This window comes from Massilia forsythiae, assembly GCF_012849555.1.
Lineage (GTDB): Bacteria > Pseudomonadota > Gammaproteobacteria > Burkholderiales > Burkholderiaceae_D > Telluria > Telluria forsythiae.
Genome location: NZ_CP051685.1, coordinates 813819 through 835924 on the forward strand (window position 1 = coordinate 813819; position 22106 = coordinate 835924).

General features: G+C 66.8%; 19 protein-coding genes. 3 read left to right on the forward strand and 16 right to left on the reverse strand.

All coding sequences use genetic code 11. The annotated features are described in order from the left end of the window. Positions 1-77: 77 nt before the first annotated feature. Genes HH212_RS03475 through argJ form a run of 3 tightly spaced genes read right to left on the reverse strand, consistent with a single transcriptional unit; the run spans position 78 to position 2722 of the window. Complete coding sequence (locus HH212_RS03475; protein ID WP_255486925.1) at positions 78-524, reverse strand: NUDIX domain-containing protein; 447 nt, start codon at positions 522-524, stop codon at positions 78-80. A gap of 37 nt (positions 525-561) precedes the next feature. Next, a complete protein-coding gene (locus HH212_RS03480) occupies positions 562-1473 on the reverse strand; it encodes an ATP-binding protein (RefSeq protein WP_169434105.1) in 912 nt (303 codons plus the stop codon). A 10-nt stretch (positions 1474-1483) separates the two neighbouring features. Further along, positions 1484-2722 (reverse strand): bifunctional glutamate N-acetyltransferase/amino-acid acetyltransferase ArgJ, encoded by a 1239-nt coding sequence (gene argJ / locus HH212_RS03485; protein ID WP_169434106.1) that lies wholly within the window; start codon positions 2720-2722, stop codon positions 1484-1486. A gap of 148 nt (positions 2723-2870) precedes the next feature. Between argJ and HH212_RS03490 the strand changes: the two genes are divergently transcribed. Together HH212_RS03490 and HH212_RS03495 are read left to right on the forward strand one after the other, a co-directional pair. Continuing rightward, a complete protein-coding gene (locus HH212_RS03490) occupies positions 2871-3929 on the forward strand; it encodes an AI-2E family transporter (RefSeq protein ID WP_169434107.1) in 1059 nt (352 codons plus the stop codon). 77 nt (positions 3930-4006) lie between these two features. Beyond that, entirely contained in the window at positions 4007-5005 is a 999-nt protein-coding gene (locus tag HH212_RS03495; RefSeq protein ID WP_169434108.1) for a MerR family transcriptional regulator, read from the forward strand. 251 nt (positions 5006-5256) lie between these two features. Here HH212_RS03495 and secA read toward each other — a convergent pair whose 3' ends face one another. Then, positions 5257-8049, reverse strand: a complete 2793-nt coding sequence (secA, locus tag HH212_RS03500; RefSeq protein ID WP_169434109.1) for a preprotein translocase subunit SecA — start codon at positions 8047-8049, stop codon at positions 5257-5259. 318 nt (positions 8050-8367) lie between these two features. On the opposite strand from secA, the gene HH212_RS03505 reads away from it, so the two are divergent. After that, positions 8368-8871, forward strand: coding sequence for a DciA family protein (locus HH212_RS03505; protein WP_169434110.1), 504 nt, complete (start codon positions 8368-8370; stop codon positions 8869-8871). Between the two features lie 220 nt (positions 8872-9091). Here the strand turns inward: HH212_RS03505 and lpxC are convergent, their stop codons facing one another. The 12 genes from lpxC to murD all read right to left on the reverse strand — a co-directional run bounded on the left by lpxC (position 9092) and on the right by murD (position 22104). Further along, the gene (lpxC, locus tag HH212_RS03510; RefSeq protein WP_169434111.1) at positions 9092-10027 is read right to left on the reverse strand and encodes a UDP-3-O-acyl-N-acetylglucosamine deacetylase; all 936 of its coding nucleotides are present in this window, start codon (positions 10025-10027) and stop codon (positions 9092-9094) included. Positions 10028-10099: 72 nt separating this feature from the next. Further along, positions 10100-10942: a DMT family transporter gene (locus HH212_RS03515; protein ID WP_170205245.1), complete on the reverse strand. Its 843-nt coding sequence runs from the start codon at positions 10940-10942 to the stop codon at positions 10100-10102. Positions 10943-11007: 65 nt separating this feature from the next. Next, positions 11008-11457, reverse strand: coding sequence for a GNAT family N-acetyltransferase (locus HH212_RS03520; RefSeq protein ID WP_169434112.1), 450 nt, complete (start codon positions 11455-11457; stop codon positions 11008-11010). A 12-nt stretch (positions 11458-11469) separates the two neighbouring features. Further along, entirely contained in the window at positions 11470-11973 is a 504-nt protein-coding gene (locus tag HH212_RS03525; RefSeq protein ID WP_169434113.1) for a peroxiredoxin, read from the reverse strand. A 305-nt stretch (positions 11974-12278) separates the two neighbouring features. Next, the gene (gene ftsZ / locus HH212_RS03530; protein WP_169434114.1) at positions 12279-13493 is read right to left on the reverse strand and encodes a cell division protein FtsZ; all 1215 of its coding nucleotides are present in this window, start codon (positions 13491-13493) and stop codon (positions 12279-12281) included. 238 nt (positions 13494-13731) lie between these two features. Continuing rightward, complete coding sequence (gene ftsA, locus HH212_RS03535; protein ID WP_169434115.1) at positions 13732-14964, reverse strand: cell division protein FtsA; 1233 nt, start codon at positions 14962-14964, stop codon at positions 13732-13734. A gap of 21 nt (positions 14965-14985) precedes the next feature. Continuing rightward, a complete protein-coding gene (locus tag HH212_RS03540; protein WP_169434116.1) occupies positions 14986-15810 on the reverse strand; it encodes a cell division protein FtsQ/DivIB in 825 nt (274 codons plus the stop codon). 46 nt (positions 15811-15856) lie between these two features. Then, entirely contained in the window at positions 15857-16831 is a 975-nt protein-coding gene (locus HH212_RS03545; RefSeq protein ID WP_169434117.1) for a D-alanine--D-alanine ligase, read from the reverse strand. Next, complete coding sequence (gene murC / locus HH212_RS03550; RefSeq protein ID WP_169434118.1) at positions 16828-18225, reverse strand: UDP-N-acetylmuramate--L-alanine ligase; 1398 nt, start codon at positions 18223-18225, stop codon at positions 16828-16830. The genes HH212_RS03545 and murC overlap by 4 nt, the downstream gene beginning before the upstream one ends. Continuing rightward, the gene (gene murG / locus HH212_RS03555) at positions 18222-19328 is read right to left on the reverse strand and encodes an undecaprenyldiphospho-muramoylpentapeptide beta-N-acetylglucosaminyltransferase (protein ID WP_229217549.1); all 1107 of its coding nucleotides are present in this window, start codon (positions 19326-19328) and stop codon (positions 18222-18224) included. The genes murC and murG overlap by 4 nt, the downstream gene beginning before the upstream one ends. Continuing rightward, entirely contained in the window at positions 19325-20560 is a 1236-nt protein-coding gene (gene ftsW / locus HH212_RS03560) for a putative lipid II flippase FtsW (protein WP_169434119.1), read from the reverse strand. The genes murG and ftsW overlap by 4 nt, the downstream gene beginning before the upstream one ends. Continuing rightward, positions 20560-22104, reverse strand: coding sequence for a UDP-N-acetylmuramoyl-L-alanine--D-glutamate ligase (gene murD, locus HH212_RS03565; protein ID WP_170205246.1), 1545 nt, complete (start codon positions 22102-22104; stop codon positions 20560-20562). Before murD ends, ftsW begins: the two co-directional genes overlap by 1 nt. Between the last annotated feature and the right edge of the window lie 2 nt (positions 22105-22106).

Consider the following 22106-nt stretch of genomic DNA (forward strand, 5'->3'; position numbering starts at 1 on the left):
CGCTCGCATATCGACTTCGGAAGCTATGTATGGGTCCCCGCCTTTGCGGGGACGACGTGCATATGTCGGCGGGCACCTTATGCGGCCGGATACCGAACCTGATCCAGCCACCCCAGCAACGGTATGGTCGCCGGCAGCAGCGGACTGACCGCGTACGCCCCCTGCCAGGCGAACGCCTGCCCTTCCAGGCCTTGCGGCTCGCCTTCCCACTCACGGCTGATGTAGAAGTACAGGCGCACGTGCGCGTGCTCGTACACGTGTTCGACGCAGCACCACGGCTCGGCGCTGAGCACGCGCACGCCGAGTTCCTCGACGAATTCGCGCTGCAACGCGTGGAAGATGTCCTCGCCCGGCTCTACCTTCCCGCCCGGGAATTCCCAATAGCCGGCATACGGCTTGCCGTCCGGCCGCTGGCCGAGCAGCACGTCGCCGTTGGGACGCATCAGCACGCCCACCGCGACGTCGACCGGCCTGGCCGCCTCGGCGCCGGACTTATTGCCGGACTTGTCGCCGGCGCCAGGCACGCCAGCGCCTGCAGTGGCGCGTCGATCGTCGCGCGCTTCAGGCATCGCCCTGCCCCTGCATCGGCAACGCCTGCGGCAGCTTGCCCGCGTAATCCTTGGCGAACTGCCAGGCCACGCGGCCCGAACGCGAGCCGCGTCCCAGCGCCCACTGCAGCGCTTCCAGGCGCGCCGCGGCGACCTGCTCGTCGCCACAGCCGAAGCTGCGCAGCCAGTGCGCCACGATGTCCAGGTAATCGTCCTGCTTGAACGGGTAGAACGACAGCCACAGGCCGAAGCGCTCGGACAGCGAGATCTTTTCCTCGACCGTCTCGCCGGGGTGCAGGTCGCCGTCGTCGGCATGCTTGTAGCCGGCATTGTCCGACATCTTTTCCGGCATCAGGTGGCGCCGGTTCGAGGTCGCGTAGATCAGCACGTTGTCCGACTGCGCCGCCACGCTGCCGTCGAGCGCCACCTTCAGGGCCTTGTAGCCGGCCTCCCCTTCCTCGAAACTGAGGTCGTCGCAGAAGATCACGAAGCGCTCCGGGCGCCCCGCCACCAGGTCGACGATGTCGGGCAGGTCGGCCAGGTCGGCCTTGTCGACCTCGATCAGGCGCAGCCCTTGGCTGGCGAAATCGTTCAGGCAGGCCTTGATCAGCGACGACTTGCCGGTGCCGCGCGCGCCCGTGAGCAGCACGTTGTTGGCCGGGCGCTTCGTCACGAACTGGCGCGTGTTCTGCTCGATCTGTTCCTTCTGGCGGCCGATGTGCTGCAGGTCCTGCAGGCGGATGCTCGATGCGTGCGCCACCGGCTGCAGGTAATGCGCGCCGCCGTTCACGCCCTGGCGGCGGCGCCAGCGGAACGCGTAGCCGCGCTTGAAGTCCGGCTCGCGCGGCGCGGCGGGCGGCAGCAGCGCCTCGACCCGCGCCAGCAGCGCTTCGGCGCGGTGCAGGAAGCTTTCCAGCTGGTTCATGCGGGCCGCCTCAGGAACGGTAGTCGGCGTTGATCGAGACGTAGTCGTGCGACAGGTCGCAGGTCCAGACCGTGGCTTCGGCGCCGCCGCGGCCGAGCAGCACGCGCACCACGATCTCGGCGTTCTTCATCACGCGCTGGCCATCCTCTTCCCGGTAGTCCGGGTTGCGCCCGCCCGCCCTAGCCACCAGCACGTCGTCCAGGTACAGGTCGAGCTTGCTGGTGTCGAGGTCGTCGATGCCGGCGTAGCCGATCGCGGCCAGGATGCGGCCCAGGTTCGGGTCCGAGGCGAAGAACGCGGTCTTGACCAGCGGCGAGTGGGCGATCGCGTAGGCGACCTTGCGGCACTCGGCCATGTCACGGCCCTGCTCGACGCTGATGGTCATGAACTTGGTGGCGCCCTCGCCGTCGCGGATGATCTGCTGCGCCAGGTGGCGCGAGATGCCGGTGACGGCGTCGCGTAGCGCTTCGTAGTCCGGGTGATCCAGCGAATCGACCGCCAGGCCGCCGGTACCCGTCGCCGCCACGATGAAGGAATCGTTGGTCGAGGTGTCGCCGTCGATGGTGATGGCGTTGAACGAGCGGTCGGCGGCGTAGCGCACCAGTTCGTCCAGCACCGGCTGCGCCACTTTCGCATCGATGGCCAGGTAGCCCAGCATGGTGGCCATGTTCGGCTTGATCATGCCGGCGCCCTTGCTGATGCCGGTCATGGTCACTTCGTGGCCGCCGATATGGGTGGTCAGCGAGGCCGCCTTCGGTTGCGTATCCGTGGTCATGATCGCCTCGGCGGCGTTGAACCAGTTGTCGGCCTTCAGGTTGGCGATCGCGGCCGGTAGGCCGGCGATGACCTTTTGCACCGGCAGCTGTTCCAGGATCACGCCGGTGGAGAACGGCAGCACCTGCTGGGCGTCGATGCCGAGCAGGCGCGCCGCTTCGTCGCAGGTGGCGCGTGCGTTGGCCAGGCCCGGCTCGCCGGTGGCGGCGTTGGCGTTGCCGGTGTTGACCACCAGCGCGCGGATCGGCTTGCCGCCGGCGGCCACCGCCGCCAGGTTGGCCTTGCTGACCTGGACCGGCGCGGCGCAGAAGCGGTTGGTGGTGAACACACCCGCGACCGTGGCGCCCTCGGCGAGTGTCATCACCAGCAGGTCCTTGCGGTTCGGCTTCTTGATGCCGGCTTCGGCAAAGCCGAGTTCGAACCCGTTGACGGGCTTCAGTTCGGCGGCGACGGGCAGAGGGGAATTGACGGCCATGGCGTTCTCAAAAGGAAAGATTGTCGAATCCGGTATTGTACCGCCAGCGGACCGCGCGGGGCGCCGTGCGCGCTGGCGCCAGGCTCGTCGTATCGCGCTGCCGGCATTGCGGGTTTGGTAAGATGATTCATTCCATCCGGAGACGCCGATGACCGAGAACCAACGCGATGTCCTGAGCGCCTGCTTTTCGCTGGCGATCATCCTGTCCGCCCTGTTCGTGACCGAGCGCTTTTTGCTGCCGCTGCTGTGGGCGGCGATCCTGTGCATCGCCACCTGGCCCTTGTACCGGCGCGCGCTGGCCGCCACCGGCGGACGCGGGATCCTGGCCGCGGCGCTGGTCACCGTCGCCGGCGCGGTGGTATTCATCACGCCGCTGGCGCTGGGCGTGAGCCAGGCCGCGCACCAGGCGCCGGCGCTGGCCCAGCTGGTCGCCGGCGCCAACACCGACGGCCTGGCGGCGCCCGCCTGGCTGCAGCGCATCCCGCTGGCCGGCACCGAGATCCACGACTGGTGGCAGGCCACGCTCGGCCAGCCGCACGGCCTGGCGCACCTGCTGCAGGACGGCTCGGTGGGCCGCATGCAATCGGCCAGCGAAGTCCTGAAGCGCGCCGGCAGCGGCTTGCTGCACCGCCTGATCGACATTGGGTTCGCCTTCCTGTGCCTGTTCTTCTTCTACAAGGATGGCGCCGCCCTGCAGCGTCAGCTGGACGCCATCGGCGCCTACCTGATCGGCCCCACCCGCTGGACCCTGTATTCGCTGAAGGTGCCGGTGGCGGTGCGCGCCACCGTCAATGGCCTGGTGCTGGTCGGCCTCGCCGAAGGCGTCCTGCTGGGCATCGGCTACCAGATCGCCGGGGTACCGTCGGCGGTGCTGTGGGCGGCCGCCACCGGCGTGCTGGCTATCATCCCGTTCGGCGCCCCGCTCGCCTTCGGCGCGGTGGCCGCGCTGCTGCTGTACAAGGGCGCCACCGTGGCCGCGGTGGCGATCCTGGTATGGGGCGCCATCGTCCTGTTCGTGGCCGACCACTTCGTGCGCCCGACCATGATCGGCAACGCCACCCAGCTGCCGTTCCTGGCGGTGTTGCTGGGCATCCTGGGCGGGGTCGAGACGCTGGGCCTGATCGGCCTGTTCGTGGGGCCGGTGATCATGACGCTGTTCGTCACGCTGTGGCACGAGGAGCGGCGCTTCCGCCAGGTGGCGCGCTGACGGCGTCAAAAAATACTTGACCCTCACGCCGCGTGAGGCGCCAACCTGCCTGCACGCTGAAGAACGGGGGACATCTCATGCTGAAGGTCGGTGAACTTGCCGCCGCCGCCGGACTGACGGTGCGCACGCTGCATCACTACGACGGCATCGGGCTGCTGCGTCCTTCGGCGCGTTCCGATGCCGGCTACCGGCTCTACGACCGCGATGACGTGGCGCGCCTGCACCGGATACAGGCCCTGCGCGCATTCGGCATGGGCCTGGCCGACATCGGGCTTTACCTGGACAGTCCGGCGGGCGCTCCGCTGGCCGTGGTCGAGCGCCAGCTGGCTGCGCTCGACCGGCAAATCGCCGAAGCGCAGCACATGCGCAAGCAGCTGCTGCGCCTTCGTAGCGATCTGGCGGCCGGCGCGCAGCCGGACCTGTCCACCTGGCTGGACGCACTGGAGAGGATGAGCATGTACGAAAAATACTTTACGCAGGAAGAACTGGCGCGCCTGCCGCTGTATCACGACGAAGCGGTCAAGGCGCAGTGGCAGGGACTGGTCGAGGAAGCGTCACGCCTGATCGGCGCACAGGTGGCGCCGGATTCGGACGAGGCCAAGGCCTTCGGACAACGCTGGCTGGAGGCCTTCGGGCGCGGCACCGGCGGCGACGCCGACTTCGCCGCCCGCATCAACCTGATGGCGGCGCGCGAGCAGGAAAAGGCCGGCGTGGCGCCCGAGGTGATGCGCTACATGATGGCGGTGATCGGCGAGCTGAAATACGCCATCTGGTCGCGTTACCTGGATCCCGAAGTGATAGCGCGCATGCGCCGCCATTACGCCGCGCGCGGCCACGAATGGACCGCCCTGATCGAGCGGGTGCGCGCGCAGATGCGCCTCGATCCGGACGCCGTTCAGTCAGCCTCCCGGGCGCTGGGGCAGCAGTGGATGGACCTGTTCCACGACATGGTCGGCACCGATCCGCAGGCGGTTGCGGGCTTCCGCCGCGCGATCGCCGAGGAACCGATGCTGCGCAAGGGGTCGGGAATCAGCGACGAAGCGGTGGCGTGGCTGCGTAAGGGGATGCAAGCGTAGGCCAGATACGGCCATCCGAAAAGATGACGAAGGAGGCAGCGTAGGGAAACGAAACGTAAAGCGTTTCGAACAGCCAGAAAACCGTCGTCCCCGCGCAGGCGGGGACCCAAGCTGAGTCTCCGAAGTCGTTATTGGAGAAATACCTCAGTGTTTCCGAAACAGCGCATTCTGTTACTCGGCATGGGTCCCCGCCTTCGCGGGGACGACGTATTCAAGCCGCTTCGAGCAGCTTTCACCAGTCACGAAGCGGCTTACGCCAGCTTGCCGTGGCACGCCTTGAACTTCTTGCCGCTGCCGCACGGGCACGGGTCGTTGCGGCCGACCTTGACGCCGTGGTAGTCGATCGACGGACCGGACGGCACCGGGCCGCTGGTGGCGCCCGCGGTGGTGGCGGTCGGCGCCAGCAGGTCTTCCGGATCGGCCGCGGTCGGATCGAACTCGGCGTGCTGGTAATTCACGTTTTCCAGTTGCGCCACGGCGGCCTGCATCGCCGCTTCGGCAGCCTCGACTTCCTCGCGGGTCTGGATGCGCACCGTCATGATGGTGCGGATCACTTCGTTCTTGATCTGGTCCAGCATGCTCGAGAACAGCTCGAAGGCTTCCCGCTTGTATTCCTGCTTCGGGTTCTTCTGGGCGTAGCCGCGCAGGTGGATGCCCTGGCGCAGGTGGTCCAGCGCCGCCAGGTGCTCGCGCCAGTGCGTATCGATATTCTGCAGCATGACGTTGCGCTCGAAGCCGGCGAACGATTCCTTGCCGACGATGCCGACCTTGTCGTTGTACGACGTGTCGGCGGCGGCCAGCACGCGCTCCAGGATGTCGTCGTCGTTCAGGTTCGGCTCTTCTTCCAGCATCCTGGCCAGCGGCACCGGCAGCGCCCACTCGCCCGCCAGCGCGGCTTCCAGCGCCGGGATGTCCCACTGCTCCTCGACCGATTCGGCCGGCACGTGGGCACGTACCACGTCGGTGAACACGCCGCTGCGCAGCGAGGCGATCAGTTCCGCGATGTCGGCCGCTTCCAGCAGTTCGTTACGCTGGGTGTAGATCACCTTGCGCTGGTCGTTGGCGACGTCGTCGTACTCGAGCAGCTGCTTGCGGATGTCGAAGTTGCGCGCCTCGACCTTGCGCTGGGCCGACTCGATCGAGCGGGTCACGATGCCGGCCTCGATCGGTTCGCCTTCCGGCATCTTGAGGCGGTCCATGATGGCGCGCACGCGGTCGCCGGCGAAGATGCGCAGCAGCGGATCGTCGAGCGACAGGTAGAAGCGCGAGGAACCCGGGTCGCCCTGGCGGCCCGAACGGCCGCGCAGCTGGTTGTCGACGCGGCGCGACTCGTGGCGCTCGGTGCCGATGATGTGCAGTCCGCCCTGGGCCACCACGTGGTCGTGCAGCGATTGCCATTCGTCGCGCAGGGTCTGCGCCTGCGCCGACTTGCCGCCCGCATCCACGGCGGCGTCGGCCTCCATGATCTGCACCTGCTTCTCGACGTTGCCGCCCAGGACGATGTCGGTGCCGCGGCCCGCCATGTTGGTGGCGATGGTAATCATCTTCGGACGGCCGGCCTGGGCCACGATCTCCGCTTCGCGCGCGTGCTGTTTCGCATTGAGCACGTTGTGCGGCAGCTTGGCCTGGTTCAGGATGCCCGACAGCAGTTCCGAGTTCTCGATCGAGGTGGTGCCGACCAGCACCGGCTGGCCGCGCTCGTAGCAGTCGCGGATGTCGGCCACCATCGCACCGTATTTTTCTTCGGCCGATTTGTAGACCTGGTCTTGCCGGTCCTTGCGCGCCGACGGCCGGTTGGGCGGGACCACGACCGTTTCCAGGCCGTAGATTTCCTGGAATTCGTAGGCTTCGGTATCGGCGGTACCGGTCATGCCGGACAGCTTGCCGTACATGCGGAAGTAGTTCTGGAAGGTGATCGAGGCCAGGGTCTGGTTCTCGTTCTGGATGCGCACGCCTTCCTTGGCTTCCACCGCCTGGTGCAGGCCTTCGGACCAGCGGCGGCCGGTCATCAGGCGGCCGGTGAATTCGTCGACGATGGTGACTTCGCCGTTCTGCACCACGTAGTGCTGGTCCTTGTGGTACAGCACGTGGGCGCGCAGCGCCGCGTACAGGTGGTGCACCAGCGTGATGTTGGCGGCGTCGTACAGCGAGGCGCCTTCCGGCAGCAGGCCCATCTTCGTCAGGATGCCTTCGGCCTTTTCGTGGCCGGCCTCGGTCAGCAGCACGGTGTGCGCCTTTTCATCCTTGGTATAGTCGCCCGGTACTTCGACCTGCCCCTTGCCGTCCGGCGTCTCTTCGCCGATTTGAAGCGTCAGCAGCGGCGGCACTTCGTTGATGCTGTGGTACAGCTCGGTGTGGTTCTCGGCCTGGCCGGAGATGATCAGCGGGGTGCGCGCCTCGTCGATCAGGATCGAGTCGACCTCGTCGACCACGGCGAAGTTCAGGCTGCGCTGGACGCGCTCGCGCTGCTCGTACACCATGTTGTCGCGCAGGTAGTCGAACCCGTATTCGTTGTTGGTGCCGTAGGTGATGTCGGAACCGTAGGCCTTCTGCTTGCTGTCATGGTCCATCTGCGACAGGTTGATGCCGGTGCTCAAGCCGAGCCAGCCGTACAGGCGGCCCATCTGCTCGGCGTCGCGCTGCGCCAGGTAATCGTTGACGGTCACCACGTGCACGCCCTTGCCGGACAGCGCGTTCAGGTAGACCGGCAGGGTCGCCATCAGCGTCTTGCCCTCGCCGGTGCCCATCTCGGCGATCTTGCCATAGTGCAGGACCATGCCGCCGATCATCTGCACGTCGAAGTGGCGCATCTTCATGACGCGCTTGGCCGCCTCGCGGCACACCGCGAAGGCTTCCGGCAGGATGTCGTCGAGGCTGGCGCCGCCGGCCACGCGTTGCTTGAATTCGGGGGTCTTCGCCTTCAGTTCGTCATCCGACAGCTTTTCCATCTGCGGCTCGAGCGCATTGATGTCGCGTACGGTTTTTTGATATTGCTTGAGCAGCCTTTGGTTACGGCTACCGAAAATCTTGGTCAGGAATGACATGCTGTGTTCTTAATGAGTACGCCGCGAGAAGGGGTTCTTGGGGTTCGGTTCACCGGTCGCGCGACAGTGGTTCGAAGTCCCGAAAAGCCAGGGATGATATCAACATATCATCGATCGAGTACCGCCTGGGGCAAAAAGCGTCCGATTTTATCATGCGATGCGGCCACACTTGGGGTTGACGCCATCGAACACAAGTGCATTTTGCCAAAAAATGTTATCAAATTGCATTCGCCGACACATCGTGGCGCGCTCGCATTGTCCGCGCTTCGGCCTCGCTTCGGCCTTCCTGGGGGCGGGCGGCTGTGGTATGTTGGATGCATGCAGTCCTCTCCCCCGAACCAGCGTCCCTACCACGTCTACGGCACGCGCGACCGCCGCACGGCCTTCGTCGCCACCGATTTCCTGCGCTCCCACGAACGCCTGGCCAGCCTGCTACCGGCGGCGATGCGCATCGGCAAGCTGCAAAAGGACGTGCGCGTGATCCTGCCGCCGATGTATGCCGGCTGCGACGTCCTGTCCTTCCAGGACGCGGCGCTGGTGCTGGCCGTGCCCTCCTCCGCCGTGGCCGCCAAGCTCAAGCAGCAATTGCCCAAGCTGCAGGGCGGCTTGCAAAAGAAGGGCTGGCAGGTGGAATCGGTGCGCATCAAGATCCAGGTCGGGCGCGCGCTGCCGCAGCCGCAGCAGCCGAAAGGATCGTTGCAGTTGCCGCCGACGGCGGTGCAGGCGTTCGAGGACCTGGGGCACGCCTTGCCGGAAACGGCGCAGAACGCGCCCCTGATCGCGGCCTTGCTGCGGCTGGCGGAGAAGCGCAGGCAGGGGTAGGCGGCAAGAGCGTCGATCGGCGCCGCACCATACCTTTACACGAAGCGTCTGCTACGTCGTCCCCGCGCAGGCGGGGACCCATGCTGCGCATCGAGAATCACAACCTTGGCAATGCCGCGATCCGTATGGATTGACATCTTTGGATGCACCGTATGGGTCCCCGCCTTCGCGGGGACGACGGTATTTACATTACGTGTAAAACCGCTTGCAAATCAGCGCCTCAGGTCAGCGCCCACTCCCGCTCCATCTGCGCCCCGTACGACACCGGCGCCCGTTCCTTTTCGTCGAAGGTGACGATCTCGTAGGCGTCCGGATGCGCCAGCAGTTCGCGCAGCAGCAGGTTGTTCAGGCCGTGGCCGGATTTATGGGCTTCGTAGCTGGCCAGCAGCGGATTGCCGACCAGGTACAGGTCACCGATCGCATCGAGGATCTTGTGGCGCACGAATTCGTCGTCGTAGCGCAGGCCGTCCGCGTTGAGGATGCGGTATTCGTCCATCACGATCGCGTTTTCCAGCGAGCCGCCGCGCGCCAGGCCCATGCCGCGCAGGCTTTCCACGTCCTGCATGAAGCCGAAGGTGCGCGCGCGCGCCACGTCGTGCACGTACGAGACCTTGCCGAAGTCGACCTCGGCGCGCTGCATGGTGCCGTCGACCGCCGGGTGGTTGAATTCGATGAAGAAGTCGAGCTTGAAGCCGTCGAACGGGCTCAGGCGCGCCCATTTCTCGCCCGCGCCGCTGCCCTGGCGCACCTCGACCGGCTGTAACACGCGGATGAATTTCTTCGCTGCCGCCTGCTCTTCCACGCCGGCCTGCTGCAGCAGGAACACGAAGGACGAGGCCGAACCATCCATGATCGGGATTTCCTCGGCGGTAACGTCGACGTACAGGTTGTCGATGCCCAGGCCGGCGCAGGCCGACATCAGGTGCTCGACGGTCGAGACGCGCGCGTTGCCCTTGGTCAGCACCGACGCCATGCGGGTGTCGCCCACGATGTCGGCATTCGACGGGAACTCGACGATCGGGTCGAGGTCGACGCGGCGGAACACGATGCCCGTGCCCGCGGCGGCCGGACGCAGGGTCAGCTCGACCTTGGTACCGGAGTGCAGCCCGACGCCGGTCGTGCGCACCAGCTGTTTGATGGTTCGTTGTTTGAGCATGCGCCGATTATATAGTAGGGTGCGGCGGCCCGCCGGAGGCCGCCATGTTCCGCTGAGCGCAAGCACACGTTTTTACGGATGTTCCGACTCGATGTGAACGGCTTCGTGGCGGATCAGGTACAAGCCGCTGCCGACGATGATGGCGGCGCCCAGCAGGGTCAGCCGGTCGGGCAGCGTGTTCCACAGCAGCCAGTCGATCGCCACGCCGAAGGCCAGCGCGGTGTATTCGAACGGCGCCACCACCGAGGCTTCGCCGTGGTTGAAGGCTTCGGTGATCGCCAGCTGCGCCAGGAAGCCGCTCACCGCCAGCAGCGCCAGCAGCGGCACGTGGCGCGCTTCCAGCGCCACCCAGCCCGGCGCCGCCAGCGCGCCCGCCCCCGCCGACATCATCAGCATCAGCCAGAACACCATGTGCTCGCTGCGGTCGGTGCGCGCCAGGATGCGTCCGCTGACCGCCGACACCGCGTAGCCGACCGCCGAACCCAGCACCGCCAGCCCGGCCAGGCTGAACAGGCCGTCGCCGCTCGGGCGCAGGATGACCAGCACGCCGCCCATGCCGACCGCGATGGCGATCCAGCGGCGCGCGTCGACGCGTTCCTTGAGCACGAACACCGACATCGCGGTGATCAGGATCGGGCCGATGAAGAAGATCGAATACGCCTCGGCCAGCGACAGCGTGCGCACGCCGTAGGCGAACAGCGCCAGCATCGCGATGCCGATCACGGCGCGCAGCAGGTGCAGCGGCCAGCGCACCCGCAGCACCGAGCGCAGCCCGCCGCGCCACAGCAGCCAGGCGCACACCAGCGGCAGCGACGTCAGTGCGCGCAGCGCCGCCACCTGCATGGCCGGCAGGCCGGCGGCCAGCAGCTTCATTGCCGTGTCCATCAGCGAAAACATGGCGACCGCGGCCAGCATCGCGTAGATGCTGCGCAGGTTGCCGCTCAGCCTGGAACCCTGGCCGGCGGCGGCGCCCGCTTTCGTCACAGGCGCTTTTCCATGAAGACCGACAGCGGATTGGCGTGGTAGTCGCCGAACGGCGCGCAACGCGCGAAGCCGGCGCGCTCGTACAGGGCAATCGCCTGGGGCTGGTGGATGCCGGTCTCCAGCTTCAGTTCGCGTTGGCCTGCCATGCCGGCGAACAGGAAGATGTGGTCGAGCAGCTTGCGGCCGGTGCCGAGCCCGCGCTTGTCCGCGTCCACGAACATGCGCTTGACCTCGGCGTAATCGCCGCGGTTGACCAGGGCCGCGCAGCCGGCCGCGGCGCCGTCGACGTCGCGCGCCACCAGGAACAGCGCGTCGCTGCGCAGCAGCGTATCGACATCCATCAAGTGGTTGCTCTCGAGCGTGTACAGGGCGGCGCAGTAGGCGTCCAGGCGCGCCAGCATGGCCCGGACTTCGGGCTGGTCCGGCGATTCGGCATTGATCAGCATGGCAGGCGGCCTTCAGCCCAGCTGGGCCAGCAGCTTTTCCGCCGACGACACGTCGAAGCCGGCGCTGTCGATGTTCAGGCGCTCGACCATGCCGTCGCGCACCAGCATCGAGTAGCGCATCGAGCGCGTGCCCATGCCGCGCGCGGACAGGTCGACGTCCAGCCCCAGCGCCTTGGTGAACGCCGCGCTGCCGTCGGCCATCATGCGCACGCTGCCGCCCGCGCCCTGCTCGCGGCCCCAGGCGCCCATCACGAAGGCGTCGTTGACGGAAACGCACCAGATCTCGTCGACGCCCCTGGTTTTCAGCTGGTCGGCCAGCTTGATGAAACCCGGCAGGTGCTGCGCCGAGCAGGTCGGCGTAAAGGCGCCCGGCAGGCCGAGGATGGCGATGGTCTTGCCCCTGGCAATCTCCGCCACCTTGAACAGGTTCGGCCCGATGGCGCAGCCCTCGCTCGCGGTCTCGATGAATTCGCCCAGGCTGCCCTCGGGCAAGCGCTCGCCGATCTGGATGGTCATGTCGTCTCCTCGTTATGGATATCGGACCCGCAAGTATGCCCAGTTCGGGGTCAGAGCACAATCACGCCGCAATTTGGGGTCAGAGCAAAAGCCAAAGGGCGGAACGTTCAAGGCAGGAAGCCGCTGATCGAAGAAAAAGTTTGGTGTTGAAGGCCGCTCGCATTGTGCTCTGACCCCGAATTCTCGAATCAAAGTGCTCTGACCCCGAATTGAAGCAAGGTGGCCGGATAAGCGAAGGGCCGGTACCGATTGTACGGTACCGGCCCCATCATGCAGTGCCGGTGGTCAGCCGGCGCTTGTCGGGATCAGTCGGCTTGCTTGCGCAGGAAGGCCGGGATGTCGTAGGTCTCGACGCCGTTGTTCTGCATCGCGCGCACCTGTTCCGACGCTTGCTCGCGGCGCCATACGGCCGGCTGCTTCATGCCGGCGTCCGGTGCGTTGTTGCCATTGTTGATGGCGCCCATGCCCATGCCGCCGGCCGCCACGGTGGCCGAACCCATCATCGGCGCGTTGTAGGTGCCGGTGCGCAGGACTTGCTGGGGCTGCTGCTGCACCAGCGAGATGTTGGCCTTGTTCTTGCCCAGGCCGGTCGCGACCACGGTCACGCGCAGTTCGTCGCCCATCTCGTCGTCGTAGGCGATGCCCTGGGCGATCGCGGCGTCCGGCGCGGCGAAGGCGCGCACGGCGGCCATGACTTCCTTGATCTCCTTACCTTTCAAGCCGCGCGAGGCGGTGACGTTGACCAGCACGCCCTTGGCGCCGGACAGGTCGATGCCGTCCAGCAGCGGCGAGGCCACGGCCTGCTCGGCGGCGATGCGCGCGCGGTCGACGCCGGAGGCGGTCGCGGTGCCCATCATGGCCTTGCCCTGCTCGCTCATGATGGTCTTCACGTCGTTGAAGTCGACGTTGATGTGGCCCGGCACGTTGATGATCTCGGCGATACCGGCGACAGCGTTGTTCAGCACGTCGTCCGCATGCTTCATCCAGTCCAGCATCGATTCGTCTTCGTAGATGTCTTCCAGCTTTTCGTTGAGGATGACGATCAGCGAGTCGACGTGCTTGGTCAGCTCTTCCAGGCCGGTCTCGGCCACCTGCATGCACTTGTCGCCCTCGTACGAGAACGGCTTGGAGACCACGGCCACGGTCAGCGCGCCCAGGTTCTTGGCCACTTCGGCCACGATCGGGGCGGCGCCGGTGCCGGTGCCGCCGCCCATGCCGGCCGCGATGAACACCATGTGCGCGCCGCGCAGCGCATCCTCGATGCGGCCGCGCGATTGCTCGGCCAGTTGGCGGCCGATTTCCGGACGCATGCCGGCGCCCAGGCCGGAATCGCCGATCTGGATGATGTTGTGGGCGCTGGACGCGTTGAGCGCCTGCGCATCGGTGTTGGCGGCGATGAACTCGACGCCCGACACACCCTTGTTGATCATGTGCTGGACCGCGTTGCCGCCGGCGCCGCCGACGCCGACGACCTTGATGACGGTACCGAGTGATGCGTGATCGACCATATCGAACTGCATGATGAACTCCTAATCTCAATGTGCCGTTTCCAAGCCACAACCCTCATGTCGTGTCATCAGGCCTGGAGGTTGAAAACGTGCGTCTATATTGTAAAAATGTTTTCGTACGATACCAAGAAAAACCGCTGCGCTCGCTGTAGGAAATGATTAAAAAACTGTTACACGTTGCATTTTTGGTGTCGCTGAAGCAAATACCGCCAAAACTGTTTCCACCTGTCACAATTTTTGGAGAATCCGTTTAAAAATTCCCCAAGAACCATTCTTTCATCCGCTGCCAGACCGCCTTCACCGATCCATCCTGGCGCGTCACGATATGACCGCGCATGTACTGCTTTTTCGCTTCCATCAACAGGCCGAGGACTGTCGCGTAGCGCGGGCTGCGCACGACGTCCGCCAGCTGGCCGCGGTATTCCGGCGTGCCCAGGCGCGCCGGCTTCAGGAAAATGTCTTCCGCCATCTCGATCATGCCCGGCATGATGGACGAGCCGCCGGTGAGCACGATGCCGGACGATAGTACGCCCTCGTAGCCGGATTCGCGCACCACCTGGTGCACCATCGCGAACAGTTCTTCCACGCGCGGCTCGATCACCGCCGCCAGCGCCTGGCGCGACAGCGAACGCGGGCCGCGGTCGCCCAGTCCCGGCACTTCCAAAGCGTCGCCCGGATCGGCCAGCACCTGCTTGGCCACGCCGTAGCGGATCTTGATCTCCTCGGCTTCGCCGGTCGGGGTACGCAGCGCCATCGCGATGTCGCTGGTGATCTGGTCGCCGGCGATCGGCAGCACGGCGGTGTGGCGGATCGCGCCGTCGGAGAACACGGCGATGTCGGTGGTGCCGCCGCCGATGTCGATCAGCACCACGCCGAGTTCCTTCTCGTCGCCGGTCAGCACCGAGTCGGCCGAGGCCATCGGCTGCAGGATCAGGTCGGACACCTCGAGACCGCAGCGGCGCACGCACTTTACAATATTTTGTACGGCCGACACCGCACCTGTAACAATGTGCACCCGCACCTCGAGGCGGATGCCGCTCATGCCGATCGGCTCGCGCACGTCTTCCTGGTTGTCGACGATGAATTCCTGCGGCACCGTGTGCAGCAATTGCTGGTCGGTCGGGATGTTGACCGCCTTGGCGGTCTCGATCACGCGCGCCACGTCGGTGGCGGTGACTTCCTTGTCCTTGATGGCGACCATGCCGCTCGAGTTGAACGAGCGGATATGGCTGCCGGCGATGCCGGCGTAGACGTTACGGATCTTGCAATCGGCCATCAACTCGGCTTCCTCGAGCGCGCGCTGGATCGATTCGACGGTCGCCTCGATATTGACGACGACGCCCTTCTTGAGGCCCTTGGTCTCGTGCTGTCCGAGACCGATCACTTCGTGGCGTCCATCGGCCATCACCTCGGCCACCACCGCCACCACTTTCGAGGTGCCGATGTCGAGGCCGACGATCAGGTTCTTTGCGTCTTTAGTCATGATTGCTGTCGCCTGCTTGAATTAAGTTTGCTTTGTTGTTTTGGTAGGTGCTTTTTTTGGCTTCGCCGCCGCCTTGACCGGCTTGGTGGCATCAATCGGCACGGTCAATGCCGCCGACGACAGCGCCAGGCCGTTCGGATAGCGCATGTCGATGGTGTCGATGCGCCCTTCCTGCAGGCGCGCCACCAGCTGCGGATAGATGCCCACCAGCCGCTGCACGCGCCCTTTCAAGGTATTCCGGTCCTGCTCGCGGCCGAGCTCCACGCTCATGCCGTTGTCCAGCCTGACGGTCCAGGCGTAGCGGTTCGACAGGCTGATCGATTCCGGCACCAGCGACACCTGCGCGAACCAGCCGCGCAGTTCGGCGAAGCGTGCCAGCACTTCCTTCTCGCTGCCGGGCGGACCGTCGAACGCCGGCAGCGGATGGTCGTCGTCGGCCTCGGCCAGGTTGGCGGTGAACACGTCGCCCTTGACCGACAGCAGGCGCCCGTCCTCGCCCCAGGTGCCGAGCGCCTCGTGCTCCTCGACGCCCACGATCAGCTGGTTCGGCCACTCGCGGCGCACGCTGGCGCGGCGCACCCACGGCACCGCCTCGAAGGTGGTGCGCACCTGTTCCAGGTCGGAGGTGAAGAAGTTCCCCCTGATCTTGCCCAGCACTCCGTTGCGTACCGTCAGTTCGTTCACGTGCTGCAGGTCCATCCCGTACATGCTCTCGACGCGCACCGCCCGCAGCGTGAACATCGGGCGCTGCGACAGCCACCATGCTCCCGACGCGATGCAGGCGAGCGCCACCAGCGCGGTAATCCAGCTGGCGGTCGCATTCAAGGCTCGCACGTCATGCCACATCGATCCAGTTCCCTCTCACTCTGTTACCACTCTTACTGAATTGTCGTTACCCGACCTGCCCCTGCTTCAGGCTGGCCGAGCGCAGGATCTGCACGCACAGGTCCTCGTAGCTGGTGCCCTCGGCGCGCGCCGCCATCGGCACCAGCGAGTGCGTCGTCATGCCGGGCGAGGTGTTCACCTCCAGCAGGAACGGCGCATTGTCCGAAGCGCGCAGCAGCACGTCGATGCGGCTCCAGCCTTCGCAGCCCAGCGCGCGGTAGGCGTTTTCCACATGGCGCTGGATGGCGCCGGTGGTGGCCGCATCCAGCGGCGCCGGGCAGTGGTACTGCGTATCGTCCGTAAAATACTTGTTCTGGTAATCGTAGTTGCCTTGCGGGGCCACGATCTCGACGATCGGCAGCGCCCGTGCCTCGGGTCCGCTGCCCAGCAGCGGCACCGAGAATTCGCGCCCCTCGATGAACTGCTCGGCCAGCACCACCTTGTCGTACTTGTGCGCCAGGTCCACCGCGGCCTGGAAGTCTTCCTTGCGCGTCACCTTGGTGATGCCGATGGTCGAGCCTTCCAGCGGCGGCTTGACGATCAAGGGCAGCCCCAGTTCCGCCACGATGCGATCGAGATGCGCCAAGTCGCTATTGTCGTCGATGACGGCGTATTTCGGGGTCGGCACGCCGTGCGCCAGCCACACGATCTTGGTGGTGATCTTGTCCATGCCGACGCTGGAGGCCATCACGCCGCTGCCGGTGTACGGGATGCCGAGCAGTTCCAGCGCGCCCTGCAGGCTGCCGTCCTCGCCGAAGCGGCCGTGCAGCGCGATGAACACGCGATCGAATCGCTGCGCTTCCAGCTCGGCCAGCGAACGCTCGGCCGGGTCGAACGGATGGGCGTCGATGCCTTTCGACTTGAGCGCCTGCAGCACGCCGCTGCCGGACAGGATCGAGATCTCGCGCTCGGCCGAGCGGCCGCCGAACAGCACGCCGACCTTGCCCAGGGCGGCGATTTCAGAAGGAGTCAGGACGCTCACGAGGCCACCTTTTGATTGTTTGTCAGTTGTTGCGGCACGCCGCCGATGCTGCCGGCGCCCATGGTCAGCACGACGTCGCCGTCGCGCGCGATGTCGAAGATGGTGGACGGCATGTCGGCGATGGCTTCCACGAACAGCGGCTCGACCTTGCCGCCGGCGCGCAGCGCGCGCGCCAGGGCGCGGCCGTCGGCGGCCACGATCGGCGCCTCGCCGGCGGCGTACACCTCGGCCAGCAGCAGCACGTCGGGCGCGCCCAGCACCTTGACGAAGTCCTCGAACAGGTCGCGCGTGCGGGTGTAGCGGTGCGGCTGGAAGGCCAGCACCAGGCGCCGCCCCGGATACGCGGCGCGCGCCGCCGCCAGCGTCACCTGCGCCTCGACCGGGTGGTGGCCGTAGTCGTCGACGAGCGTAAAACTGCCGCCGGCCGGCAGCGCGACCTCGCCCCAGCGGGTGAAGCGGCGGCCGACGCCGCGGAATTCGGCCAGGCCCTGCGCGGTGGCCGCGTCCGGCACGCCGATCTCGCGCGCGATGGCGATCGCCGAGCAGGCGTTCAGCACGTTGTGCATGCCGGGCTGGTTCAGCACGAACTCGGTGTCGGCATAGCCTTCCTGACGCACCGTGAAGCGCATGCGCACGCCGTCGGCATGGGCATCCATGGCGCGCACTTCGGCATCTTCGGAAAAGCCGTAGGTGGTCACCGGTTTCGTCACCTGCGGCAGGATCGAGCGCACGTGCGGGTCGTCGATGCACATCATGGCGCGGCCGTAGAACGGCAGGCGGTGGGTGAAATTGACGAACGCGCCCTTGAGTTTCTCGAAGTCGTGCTCGTAGGTGTCCATGTGGTCGGCGTCGATGTTGGTGATCACCTCGATCATCGGCGTCAGGTTCAGGAACGAGGCGTCCGATTCGTCGGCCTCGGCCACGATGTAGTCGCCGGTACCGAGTTTCGCATTCGCGCCGGCGCTGTTCAGGCGCCCGCCGATGACGAAGGTCGGGTCCATGCCGCCCTGCGCCAGCACCGAGGCCACCAGGCTGGTGGTGGTGGTCTTGCCGTGGGTGCCGGCGATGGCGATGCCGCGCTTCAGGCGCATCAGTTCGCCGAGCATGATCGCGCGCGGCACCACCGGCACCTTGGCGGCGCGCGCCGCCACCACTTCCGGATTGGCTTCGTTGACCGCGGTCGAGGTGACCACGGCGTCGGCGCCGCGCACGTGCTCGGCGGCGTGGCCGATGCAGACGGTGGCGCCGAGCTCCTGCAGGCGCTTGCTGGCCGCGTTGGCGTTCAGGTCGGACCCCGAGACCTTGTAGCCGAGATTGAGCAGCACCTCGGCGATGCCGCTCATGCCGCTGCCGCCGATGCCGACGAAGTGGATATGTTTGATCTTGTGTTTCATCGTGCCTTGCTTGCCTTCTGTTCTGCCAGTTGTTCGAGTACCTGCGCGATCGCCGCGTTGGCGTCGCGCTTGCCGGCCGCCTGCGCCGCCTCGGCCATCGCCAGGCAATCGTCGCGGCTGGTCTGTTGCAGCAGTTGCGCCAGCCGCTTCGGGTCCAGTTCGCCCTGCGGCAGGTGCAGCGCCGCCTTTTGCTTATCCATCCAGACCGCGTTGTCGCGCTGGTGGCCGGTGGTGCTGGCGACAAAAGGCACCAGCACGCTGGCCACGCCCGCCGCGGTCAGTTCCGACACCGTGATGGCGCCGGCGCGGCAGATCACCAGGTCGGCATTCGCGTATTCGGCTGCCATGTCGTCGATGAAGTCGACCACGTTGGCCGTCACGCCGGCGTTTTCGTACGCGGCGCGCAGCGCGTCGATGTTCTTCTTGCCCGACTGGTGGGTCACCGTCGGGCGCAGCCCTTGCGGGATCAGCGCCAGCGCGGCCGGCACGGCGTCGTTCAGCACCCTGGCGCCCAGGCTGCCGCCCACCACCAGGACGTTCAGGGGGCCGCTGCGGCCGGCGAAGCGGTGGCCGGGAGACGGCATCGCCAGGATCTCGCGGCGCACCGGGTTGCCGGTGACGGTCGCCTTGCCGGCGGCTTTGCCGAAGTCGGCCGGGAAGCCGAACAGCACGCGCTGCGCGATCGGCGTCAGGGTCTTGTTCGACAGCAGCAGCGCGGCGTCGGCGTTCACCAGCGCCAGCGGCACGCCGGCCGCGCGCGCCATCATCCCGCCCGGCACCGTCACGTAGCCGCCCATGCCGAGCACCACGTCCGGCTTGCGCGCGGCCAGGAAGCGGCGGCAGGCGGCGAACGCGCCCACCATCTTGAAGGCGCCGGAGATCGTGTGCGACAGGCCCTTGCCGCGCATGCCGGCGAAGTCGATGCGGTCCATCGGGATGCCGTGCTTCGGCACGATCTCGCCTTCCATGCCGTGCGCGGTGCCCAGCCACGATACTTCCCAGCCGCGTTCGCGCATCGACTGGGCGATGGCGATGCCGGGGAAGATGTGGCCGCCGGTGCCGGCCGCCATGATCATGAGTTTCTTGGTCGCTTGCCCGCTCATTTGCTTCCCTTCTGGCGCCCGCCGCGCATGCGCACGCGGTTTTCGAAATCGATGCGCAGCAGGATCGCCAGGCCGACGCAGTTGAACAGGATGCCGGAACCGCCGTAGCTCATCAGCGGCAGGGTCAGGCCCTTGGTCGGCAGCAGGCCCAGGTTCACGCCCATGTTGATGAACACCTGCACACCGAGCCAGATGCCGATGCCCTTGGCGGCCAGGCCGGCGAAGTGCTGTTCCAGCGCGATCGCCTGGCGGCCGATGTCGAAGGCGCGCTTGACCAGCCAGTAGAACAGGCCGATCACCGCGATCACGCCGGCCAGGCCGAGCTCTTCGCCGATCACGGCCATGATGAAGTCGGTATGCGCTTCCGGCAGGTAGTGCAGCTTTTCCACGCTGCCGCCCAGGCCCACGCCGAACAGCTCGCCGCGCCCGAATGCGATTAGCGAGTGGGTCAGCTGGTAAGCCTTGTCCAGCGCATTGCCTTCCTTCCACGGGTCCATGTAGGCGAACATGCGCGCGCGCCGGAACGGCGACAGCGCGATGATGGTCGAGAACACCATCACCAGCACGGCGCCGATGCCGCCGAACCAGATCATGTTGAAGCCGCCCAGGAACAGGATGCCCATCGAGATGCACACGACCACGCCGAACGCGCCCAGGTCGGGCTCCAGCATCAGCAGGCCGCCCACCAGGCCCATCGCCGCCGCCATCGGCATGAAGCCCTTGGTCAGCTTGTGCATGTACTGCTGCTTGCGCACCGTGAAGTCGGCGGCGTACAGCACCGCCACCACCTTCATGATCTCGGACGGCTGCAGGTTGAAGACTTTCAGCGACAGCCAGCGGCGCGCACCGTTGACCGAGGTGCCGATGCCGGGCACCAGCACCAGCGCCAGCAGGATCAGGGTGCCGACGAACATCAGCGGCGCGAAGCGCTGCCAGGTCGCCACCTTGATGCGGAAAGTGAACAGGCCGGCCACCATCGAGATGGCGATGAACAGCGCCTGGCGCAGCAGGAAATAATTGTTCTTGCCGCCCAGGTAGGCGAACTTGGGCGAGTCCGGCAGCGAGATCGAGGCCGAGTACACCATCACCATCCCGAACAGCATCAGCAGGATCACCACCCACACCAGCGGCTGGTCGTACTCCATCATGCGCGACGGGCGCGCGCTCTTGGCGACGCCGTCGTCGGGCGCGGCGGCGCCGAACTTGAAATTGAAAGGCAGCTGGAACGCCATCAGAGGTCCTGCCCCTTCTCGAGCGCGAGCTCGCGCACGGCGTCCACGAACACCTGGGCGCGGTGGGCGTAATTGGTGAACATGTCCAGGCTGGCGCACGCGGGCGACAGCAGCACCACGTCGCCGGCTTGCGCCAGGCCGGCGGCGCGCCGGGTCGCCTGGGTCAGGTCGTCGAGGTCGAAGCACGGTACGCCGGACGCTTCGATGGCGGCGCGCACGGCCGGCGCGTCGCGCCCGATCAGCAGCACCGCGCGCACGTAGCGCGAGCACGGGCCGGCCAGCGGCGCAAAGTCCTGGCCCTTGCCGTCGCCGCCGGCGATCAGCAGGATCTGGCGGTCGGCTTCGCCGAAGGATTTGCCGAGGCCTTCCAGGGCCGCCACCGTGGCGCCGACGTTGGTGCCCTTGCTGTCGTCGTAGTACTCGACGCCGTCGATGGCGGTCACCAGTTCCACGCGGTGCGGCTCGCCCGCGTATTCGCGCAGGCCGTGCAGCAGCGGCGCCAGCGGCAGGCCGACGGCGCGGCACAGCGCCAGCGCGGCCAGCGCATTGGAGGCGTTGTGCAGGCCGCGGATGCGCAGTGCGTCGGCCGGCATCAGGCGGTTGATGATCGATTCGGCCGCTTCCGTGGACGCTTCCGGCACCTGGCGGCGGCGTTTCTTTTCTGGCTCTTCCGCCGGGGCGGCCTGCGCCAGCCACAGCACGCCGCGCTCGTTCACCAGGCCGAAGCTTTCCGGCGCATCCGGCTCGCCGGTGCCGAAGGTGGTCACCCGCGGTTCCGGGGTGAGCGGGATCGTGCCCGGCTGCGCCATGCGCATCACCACGGCATCGTCGCGGTTCAGCACGCGCACCGTATCCGCGCCGAAGATGCGCGCTTTGTCGGCGGCATAGGCCTCCATGCCGCCGTGCCAGTCGAGGTGGTCTTGCGTGACGTTCAGTACGGTGGCGGCGTCGGCGCGCAGGCTGTAGGTCGTGTGCAGCTGGAAGCTGGACAGTTCCAGCACCCAGGCCTGCGGCAGCTCGTCACGATCCAGCGCCTCGCGCAGCACGTCGAGCGCGGCCGGGCTGATGTTGCCGGCCACCTGCGTGGCCAAGCCGGCGCGCCGGCACAGCAGCCCGGTCAGGCTGGTGACCGTGGTCTTGCCGTTGGTGCCGGTAATGGCGATGACTTTCGGCGCGTAGCCGCGCTCGGTCTGCAACGCCGCCAGCGCCTGGGCGAACAGTTCGATTTCTCCCCACAGCGGGATGGCGCGCGCGGCCGCCGCCGGCGCCAGCGACGCCAGTTCGCGCTCGGGCGCCAGGCCCGGGCTGACGGCGACGAAATCGATGCCGTCCAGCAGGCTCGGATGGAAACCATCGACCGCGGCGTCGGGGCCGCCGGTGAACTGCGCCTCCGGCACCGCCGCCAGCAGCGCCGGCAGGCGCGCCGGCTCGGCGCGGGTGTCGGCCACGCGCACGTCGGCGCCGCGCCGCGCCAACCATTGCGCCATCGCCAGGCCCGATTCGCCGAGGCCCAGCACCAGTGCGGTCTTGCCTTCGTAGTCGATGG